General features: G+C 73.7%; 7 protein-coding genes. 4 read left to right on the top strand and 3 right to left on the bottom strand.

The window, feature by feature from the left end:
• Nucleotides 1-302: 302 nt before the first annotated feature.
• Complete coding sequence (locus ABZV94_RS28850; RefSeq protein WP_356345376.1) at nt 303-1,544, bottom strand: serine hydrolase domain-containing protein; 1,242 nt, start codon at nt 1,542-1,544, stop codon at nt 303-305.
• A 281-nt stretch (nt 1,545-1,825) separates the two neighbouring features.
• Here ABZV94_RS28850 and ABZV94_RS28845 point away from each other — a divergent pair, with 281 nt between their 5' ends.
• Complete coding sequence (locus ABZV94_RS28845) at nt 1,826-2,035, top strand: hypothetical protein (RefSeq protein WP_356345374.1); 210 nt, start codon at nt 1,826-1,828, stop codon at nt 2,033-2,035.
• Nucleotides 2,036-2,039: 4 nt separating this feature from the next.
• Here the strand turns inward: ABZV94_RS28845 and ABZV94_RS28840 are convergent, their stop codons facing one another.
• The gene (locus ABZV94_RS28840; protein WP_356345372.1) at nt 2,040-2,513 is read right to left on the bottom strand and encodes a hypothetical protein; all 474 of its coding nucleotides are present in this window, start codon (nt 2,511-2,513) and stop codon (nt 2,040-2,042) included.
• Nucleotides 2,514-2,853: 340 nt separating this feature from the next.
• Between ABZV94_RS28840 and ABZV94_RS28835 the strand changes: the two genes are divergently transcribed.
• Together ABZV94_RS28835 and ABZV94_RS28830 are read left to right on the top strand one after the other, a co-directional pair.
• Complete coding sequence (locus ABZV94_RS28835; RefSeq protein ID WP_356345370.1) at nt 2,854-4,203, top strand: transaminase; 1,350 nt, start codon at nt 2,854-2,856, stop codon at nt 4,201-4,203.
• A gap of 47 nt (nt 4,204-4,250) precedes the next feature.
• Nucleotides 4,251-4,691 (top strand): Lrp/AsnC family transcriptional regulator, encoded by a 441-nt coding sequence (locus ABZV94_RS28830; protein WP_356345380.1) that lies wholly within the window; start codon nt 4,251-4,253, stop codon nt 4,689-4,691.
• 40 nt (nt 4,692-4,731) lie between these two features.
• Here ABZV94_RS28830 and ABZV94_RS28825 read toward each other — a convergent pair whose 3' ends face one another.
• A complete protein-coding gene (locus ABZV94_RS28825; protein ID WP_356345369.1) occupies nt 4,732-5,835 on the bottom strand; it encodes a PP2C family protein-serine/threonine phosphatase in 1,104 nt (367 codons plus the stop codon).
• Nucleotides 5,836-6,096: 261 nt separating this feature from the next.
• Here ABZV94_RS28825 and ABZV94_RS28820 point away from each other — a divergent pair, with 261 nt between their 5' ends.
• On the top strand, nt 6,097-7,005 hold the full coding sequence (locus ABZV94_RS28820) for a GNAT family N-acetyltransferase (RefSeq protein WP_356345367.1): 909 nt from the start codon (nt 6,097-6,099) through the stop codon (nt 7,003-7,005).
• The last annotated feature ends 237 nt before the right edge of the window (nt 7,006-7,242 follow it).

Genomic DNA, 7,242 nt, shown 5'->3' with positions numbered 1-7,242 from the left:
GGGTGTGCCCGTGCCCAGGCCCGGCCGAGGGGTTCCGTCCGCCTGTGCGGGGCCACGGCCGGCCCACCGCCCGTCCCGCTGCTGCCTGGTGGCCTGCCCGCCTCGCGCGCACCCTCCCCGCCGGGTCGTGCCCGCCGTCGCGGCGCCCGGCGGGCTTTGGAAAATCATCCGGAAGTCGTCTGTGTACTTCCCGGATTCCGGGGCATCCGACCTCTGAGTCACCCAGGGCCCTCTCCCCCCCGGCCCCGGGCGCGGCGTCTCCGCCGGCGGCCATACCCCCCCAGGCCGCCGGCGGAGCCATGTCATCTGGCCGCCGGTGCCGCCGGCAGGTCGAACACGTGTCGCGGAGAGATGATCCGCGTGATCGCCCGGCCGAACAGCGTGCTGGGTTCCTGGTGGTCGTGGTCGATGTCGGTGTCGAGGAGGACGACGAGCGTCGTGCGCGTCGCCGGGAGGTAGACGGTCAGCGACTCGTAGCCGGGCAGGGAGCCGTTGTGGCCGATCCAGCCCCGTACGTCGAAGATGCCCAGCCCGTATCCGGCACCCGGGATCGGGGTCGCCGGGGTGATGAGGCGCTGCTTCTGCATGGCGGGGCTGACCAGGCGTCCGCCGTCGGGGAGTTCACCGGTGGCGACCGTGGGTGCCCAGACGCGCAGGTCGTCCAGCGTGGAGATCATGGCCCCGGCGGCCCAGCCCCAGGACGGGTTCCAGCCGGCCGCGTCGGCGACCTTCCCGTTCGCGGTCTGGTCGGTGTAGCCCTGCGCGTGCGGGGTGGGGAACTCGCTGCCCTGCGGGAAGAGCGTGTGCCGCATGCCGGCCGGGCCGAGGATGTGCCGCTGGATGTAGTCCCCGAGGCGCAGGCGGCTCTCCTTCTCCACGACCAGGCCGAGCAGGATGAGATTCGTGTTGCTGTAGGAGAACCGCGCGCCCGGCGGGAAGAGCACCGGATGGCTGAAGGCGTAGTCGAGCAATTGCCACGGTGTGAAGGGACGTCGGGGGTCCGAGGTGAGCGCCTTGAAGAAGGCGTCGTCCTCGGAGTAGTTGAACAGCCCGCTGCGCATGCCGGCCAGCTGGCGGAGCGTGATCCGGTCACCGTTGGGTACGCCGTCGACGTACGTGCCGATCGTGTCGTCGAGGCGGACCCTGCCCTGGTCCACCAGCTGGAGCAGCGCTGTCACGGTGAACGTCTTGGTCTCGCTGCCGATGCGCGTGTACAGGTCCGGCGTCATCCTCCGGCCGGTCGCCCTGTCGGCGACGCCGAACGAGCGGACGTAACTCTCCCGGCCCGGTGTCCAGATGCCGACGGTCACGCCCGGCACGCCGGCCTCGCGCATCACCCGCCGTACGGCCGCGTCGAGTTGGCGTGTCACGGCGGGGGAGAGGGCGCGGACCTCCGGTTCCGAGGCCGACGGGCCGGGTGGGGCGGCGACGGTCGCGGCCGGTACGGCGGCCGGTGCGGCGCCTGCCGAGAGCGGCGCGCACAGCGTTCCCGCCAGTACGGCGACCACGGCTCCCCGGCGCAGGCGTGCGGACGTGGGCGACATGGGCTGCCTCCAAGCACGTGAACGGCACGTGAGCGGCGACCGTGCGCGGGGCGGACGTCGGAGCCCGGACCTCCCCAGCATAGAAGCGCCCGGCGCGCGGCGCTCGGCGCGCGCCGGCCGAGGCGCACCCTCCGGCCCCGTTCCGTGCCGGCCGGGACGCCCTCGACCGACGGAATGCTTGTCGGACGGGTGGAAGGCCTCGTTCGGGCGATGGTGTCACCCGACCCGGTGAGCGGGCGGTGCGGGGCGTACCGGTGGCGGGTCCTGGGCGTTGCCCCGGCATGAACCGCTTGGACTGGATGGACCGGATGGAGCGCATGGACCGGATGCGCCGGCTGCGCCAGATGGACCGTACCGGGGAGCCGATCTACGCCGGGCTCGTCGCGGAGTGGCGGGCACAGGGGCGCACCGTCCCCGCCGAGCCGGACGCGCTGTGGGCCGCCCTCGCGGGCCGCACCGGCGGCGCCCGGCGCGAGGCCAGGCACCTGTGAGCGGCTACCGGTACTGCCCGCACACCGGCGCGAGGACCGCGAGCGTGCCGTTGGCCTGCTGCAACGCCTCCTCCAGGGCGCCGGGCGCGTGCAGTGTGCCGGAGCCGTCGGGCGGCACGAGCCACTCCAGGGAGCGGGCGGGCCGGTAGGGCGGTGGTACGGCGACCCAGGAGCCCCTGGTCGCGTACCGCAGCCCGGCGCCGATCCAGCCGCCGGACGGGTCGGGCGGCAGGAAGAAGCCGACCCGCCCCGCCGCCGTGTCCACCAGCGTCGGCCCGGGGACGGGCAGGCCCGGCCGCCAGAGCAGGTCCAGGGTGAGCAGCCCGAGCCCGTCGGGAACGCTCAGCACGTCCCAGAAGCGGCCCGCTTCCAGCAGTGCGATGCCGTCGCCGTGGTCCCATTCCCGTTTGCAGGCGCGCGGGTCGGCGGACGCAGCCGCCAGCCACTCCACGCCCCGCATCCACATCGTGTTCGTCATGCACCGCTCCGGATGTCCTCGCTCGCCCGCCCGCGCGCAGGGAACGGCCCTGACCGGGCACTTCGCGCGTTCGCACGCCAACCCGGCATATGCATGGTTGTAGATATTTCTACGTGGCGGAAGGGGTGGCGTGCCCTGGCGTTTGAGCCGGGACGTTCGAACTCCGCGTGCCGGTTCGTCAGTTGGGACACGCGGACGCGTCACCCGTCCGGGGATGAGGCGGAACGGGGACGCTCGATTCGATCGTTAAGGCAATCGATTCGAGCGTCACACCTTGATGCGGCTGTTGTTTCCGTCGTACGCTCACGGCATTCTCTCCCCGTCTCTGTCGAGGTGTCCCATGGACCGCACGCGTCTGCCCGCCCTTCTGGCCCGCGAGAGCGCCGAGGCCGAACGCCGCAACCCGCGCTCCCGGGCGGCGTACGCGCGCGCCGACCACCTCTTCGGCCGGGTGCCGATGACCTGGATGAACAAGACCGCCGGTGCCTTCCCGCGCTACCTGGCCGGGGCGCGCGGCGCCCGGGTCACCGACGTCGACGGGCACGCGTACATCGACTTCTGCCTCGGCGACACCGGCGCGATGGCCGGCCACTCACCCGCCCCCGTCACCGAGGCGGTGAACCGCCGGTACGCCGAACTGGGCGGGGCCACCGCCATGCTGCCCACCGAGGACGCCGAGTGGGTCGGTGCCGAACTGACCCGGCGCTTCGGACTGGCCCGCTGGAGCTTCTCGCTCACCGCGACCGACGCCAACCGCTGGGCGATCCGGCTGGCCAGGGCCGTCACCGGCCGGCCCAAGATCCTCGTCAACAGCTACTGCTACCACGGCAGCGTGGACGAGTCGCTGATCGTCACCGGCCCGGACGGCACGGGCACCGCCCGCCCCGGCAACGTCGGCGCACCCTGCGACGTGACGCTCACCAGCAGGGTCGCCGAGTTCAACGACCTCGCCGGGCTGGAGCGGGAGCTGGTCCACGGTGACGTCGCCGCCGTGCTGATGGAGCCCGCCCTCACCAACATCGGCATCGTGCTGCCCGAACCCGGCTACCTCGCCGGCGTCCGGGAGCTGACCCGGCGCTACGGCGCCCTGCTCATCAACGACGAGACCCACACCTTCTCCGCCGGACCCGGCGGCTGCACGGCCGCCTGGGAGCTGGAACCCGACCTGCTCACCATCGGCAAGGCGATCGGAGGCGGCATCCCGGCCGGCGCGTACGGGCTGTCCGCCGAACTCGCCGACCGGCTGCTCGGCCGCACCGACCTGGATCTCGTCGACATGGGCGGCGTCGGCGGCACCCTCGCCGGCAACGCGCTCTCGGTCGCGGCCACCCGCGCCACCCTGGAGCACGTGCTGACCGACGAGGCGTTCGCCCGGATGGCGACCCTCGCCGAGCGCTTCGAGGCGGGCGTCCGGGCCGGCATCGAGGCCCACCGGCTGCCCTGGTCGGTCAGCCGGCTCGGCGCCCGCACCGAGTATCGCTTCACCTCCCCGGCCCCGCGCACCGGCACCGAGTCCGCGGCGGCCTCCGACCCGGAGCTGGAGGACTACCTGCACCTCTACCTCGCCAACCGGGGCATCCTGCTCACCCCGTTCCACAACATGGCGCTGATGTGCCCGGACACCACCGAGCGGGACGTCGACACGCACACCGAGGTGTTCGCCGCGGCGCTCGGCGAACTGGCCGCCTGAGGAAGAGAGCCGGACGACATGAAGGACCGTGAAGGACCATGAAGGACATGGACGACATCGACCGGGCCATCCTGCGCGAACTGCAGACCGACGGCCGTATCGCCTACGCCGATCTCGGCCCCAAGGTCGGACTGTCCGCCTCGGCGGCCCGGCAGCGCCTCCAGCGGCTGCTGGACTCCAAGGCGGTCCAGGTGGTCGGCGTCACCGACCCGATGGCCATGGGCGGACAGGCCATGGCGCTGCTCGGCATCGGCGTCGACGGCGACCCCCGGACCGTCGCCGACGCCCTCGCCGAGCGCCCCGAGGTCGTCTACTCGGTGCTCACCTCGGGCGGCTTCGACCTCTTCGCCGAGGTGGTCGCACCCGGCCCGAAGGCGCTGCTCGACTTCGTCAACGACGTGGTCCGCCCCATCGAGGGAGTCAGCGAGATCCGGTCCTTCCCGTACTTCGGCATCCACACCCACCGCTTCCTGTGGGACGTGGGCTGATCTTCCCGCGGGACCTGGGCCGCCCGGCGGGGCGTCGCGGTCAGGCGGCCGGCGGCTCGGGCGTCAGCACCAGCATGGTGACGTCGTCGCGGATCGCGTAGCGCCGCCGCGCCAGGTCCGCCCACACCGCGCCGGGCAGCTCGGCCGGCGGGGTGCCGGCCAGGGCGGCCAGCCGCTCCGGCAGCGGGTAGAAGGCGCCGGTGGCGTCCCGCGCCTCCCACACGCCGTCGGAGGCCACGAAGAGCCGGTCACCCGTTCCGAGCGCCACCGTGACCTCCTTCGGCGGGTCGACCCCGAGGAGCCCGATGCCCAGCGGCGGACCGGGTGCGACGGTCACCTCCCGGCCCTGCCCCTCGCGCAGCAGCACCGGCGGAGGATGACCGCAGGCCACCAGCCGGACCGCGGCCGTGTCCGCCGCGAACTCCAGCAGCAGGGCCGTCGCGAACAGCTCCCCGTGCCGGACGTCCGCCGAGTCCACCGCCAGCCGGCGGTCCAGCCGGGCGGCCACCGACTCCAGGTCCGGCTGGTCCAGGGCGGCCTCGCGGAACGCTCCCAGCAGCGACACCACCGTCGCCACCGCCGCCAGCCCGTGCCCCTGCACATCACCCATCACCGCGCGCACACCGCACGGCCCCGTCCGCACGTCGAAGAAGTCGCCGCCCACCAGCGTCCCGTCCTGCGCGGCCCGGTAGAAGGCCGCGCATCCGACCGGCCCGACCCGGTCCGGCAGCGGCGGCAGCACGGCCCGCTGCACGGCCTCGCCGATCGCCCGCTCGGTGTCCAGCTGGGCGTCCCGGTGGCTGCGCACGAAGGACACGAACACGCTCAGCGCGGCCACGAACGCGATGGTGAGCACGTCCGTGTTGCCCGGCAGGTTCAGATGGGTCGCCGGGATGTTCAGCACCACGATCGCGCCCACCCCGAGCAGAGCGGTCAGCAGCGGGCCGTAGGACAGGACCGCCAGTGGCGGAATGGCGCCCAGCAGGAAGCCGAGGTCGCGCGCGTGGGGTGTGACCGCCGTGGCCGAGCCGACGGCCGCGAGCAGCAGCACCGGCAGCACGCGAATCCACCACGGCGGTGGCGCGCCCCGCAGCCAGCCGCGATCCCGGTCCCCGCGCGACGACCGGCCGCGCACCGATTCCACATCCCCAAGTTACGCCGCCCCCGGCCTCCCGCGCCGCGTCGAAGAACCCGCCCGACGCCCCGCGCGAACGCCTGGCACAAACGGGTGGACCCCGGCCGCCCGGCCCTCTAGCCTGTGATCACCACGCCCGAGACGGACGGAAGAAGGAGGCGAGTGTCATGAGGATCACCAGCATCCAGCGCTCCCCCCTCCCCGTGCCGCGGGCGTGTCACGTCTGACCAGACCGGGAGCGCGCACACCGTACGCATCCCGGAGGACTCCTTGACCGACGTGGTCATCCGCACGCTCGACGAGAGCAGTGCTCACCTGTTCCGCACCATGCCCGACCCGCTCGCCCTGAGCGAGAAGCACCGCAGCACCCGCTACCGCCCCGACTGGCAGCGCATCGCCCTGCGCGACGGCCGCACCGTGGCGCGCGCCGCCTGGTGGGGCCGCCCCGAGGACCCCGAGCCGCTCCTGGTCAACTGGTTCGACGTCGCCGAGGGCGAGGAGGAGGCGGGTGCCGAGCTGCTGAGGACGGCACCCTGGAAGACGCCCGAACTGGAACTCGACCTGCCCACCGGCTGGCGCGACGACCCGCTGCGCCGGGACGCGGTGGCCGTCCGGGAGAGTGCCGCCCGCCAGGCCGGCTATACCCCCCTGGTGGAGCGCTTCCTCTACCGCTGGACCCCGGACCGGGGACTGCCCGAGCGGCCCGGACGGCTCCGGTACACCGCCGAGCCGGACGACGCCGTGTTCCTCGACCTGCTGCGCCGCATCAACGCCGGCACGCTCGACGCGCACGCCCGCCGGGCCATCGAGCGGGGAGGCGTCGAGCAGGCCGCCCGCGAGGACCTGGAGATCCTGCGCTGGTTCCCGTCACCGCGCGCGTGGTGGCAGATCGCCCGCACCCCGCAGGGCGACCCGGTCGGCATCCACATCCCGGCGCACAACCCCGGCGGGCCGTGCGTGGCCTTCATCGGCGTGGTGCCGGAACACCGGGGCCACGGCTACGCCTACGACCTGCTCGCCGAGTGCACCCACTTCCTGGTCGGACAGGGCGCCGAGTTCATAGGCGCCGCCACCGACCAGGGCAACGCCCCGATGGCCGCGCACTTCACCGCGGCCGGCTATCCCGTCGTACGCGAACGCGTCAACTACTGGGCCGACCCGGAGGCCGCGGCCGGATGACGCGCTGACGGCGCGGTGACCGGCGGCACCGGGGAGGAGGGACCGGCCTCCTCCCCGGCGCCGCGGACCGGTCATTCCCCGCGGTCCGCCAGCCGTGCCTCGGCCGCGGCCAGGATCTCGGTGACCCGGAGGCCGAACGCGGCGTCGCAGGAGTGGGGGGGGGCCCGGGGGGGCGCCCCCCCCACCGCGACGAAGGGCCCGGGCAGTGGCCGGTGCGCGACCCACGAAAACCCCCGC

This window comes from Streptomyces sp. NPDC004658 (assembly GCF_040609555.1).
In the GTDB taxonomy this organism is placed as follows: Bacteria; Actinomycetota; Actinomycetes; order Streptomycetales; family Streptomycetaceae; genus Streptomyces.
Note: the sequence above shows the minus strand (reverse complement) of the source record. Positions and strands in the feature narration are given on the sequence as shown.

Excerpts from the sequence above, each read along its gene's own strand:
- ABZV94_RS28830 (WP_356345380.1), top strand. The coding sequence starts at position 4,251 with ATGGACGACATCGACCGGGCCATCCTGCGCGAACTGCAGACCGACGGC.
- ABZV94_RS28845 (WP_356345374.1), top strand. The coding sequence starts at position 1,826 with ATGAACCGCTTGGACTGGATGGACCGGATGGAGCGCATGGACCGGATG.
- ABZV94_RS28850 (WP_356345376.1), bottom strand. The coding sequence starts at position 1,544 with ATGTCGCCCACGTCCGCACGCCTGCGCCGGGGAGCCGTGGTCGCCGTA.
- ABZV94_RS28835 (WP_356345370.1), top strand. The coding sequence starts at position 2,854 with ATGGACCGCACGCGTCTGCCCGCCCTTCTGGCCCGCGAGAGCGCCGAG.
- ABZV94_RS28840 (WP_356345372.1), bottom strand. The coding sequence starts at position 2,513 with ATGACGAACACGATGTGGATGCGGGGCGTGGAGTGGCTGGCGGCTGCG.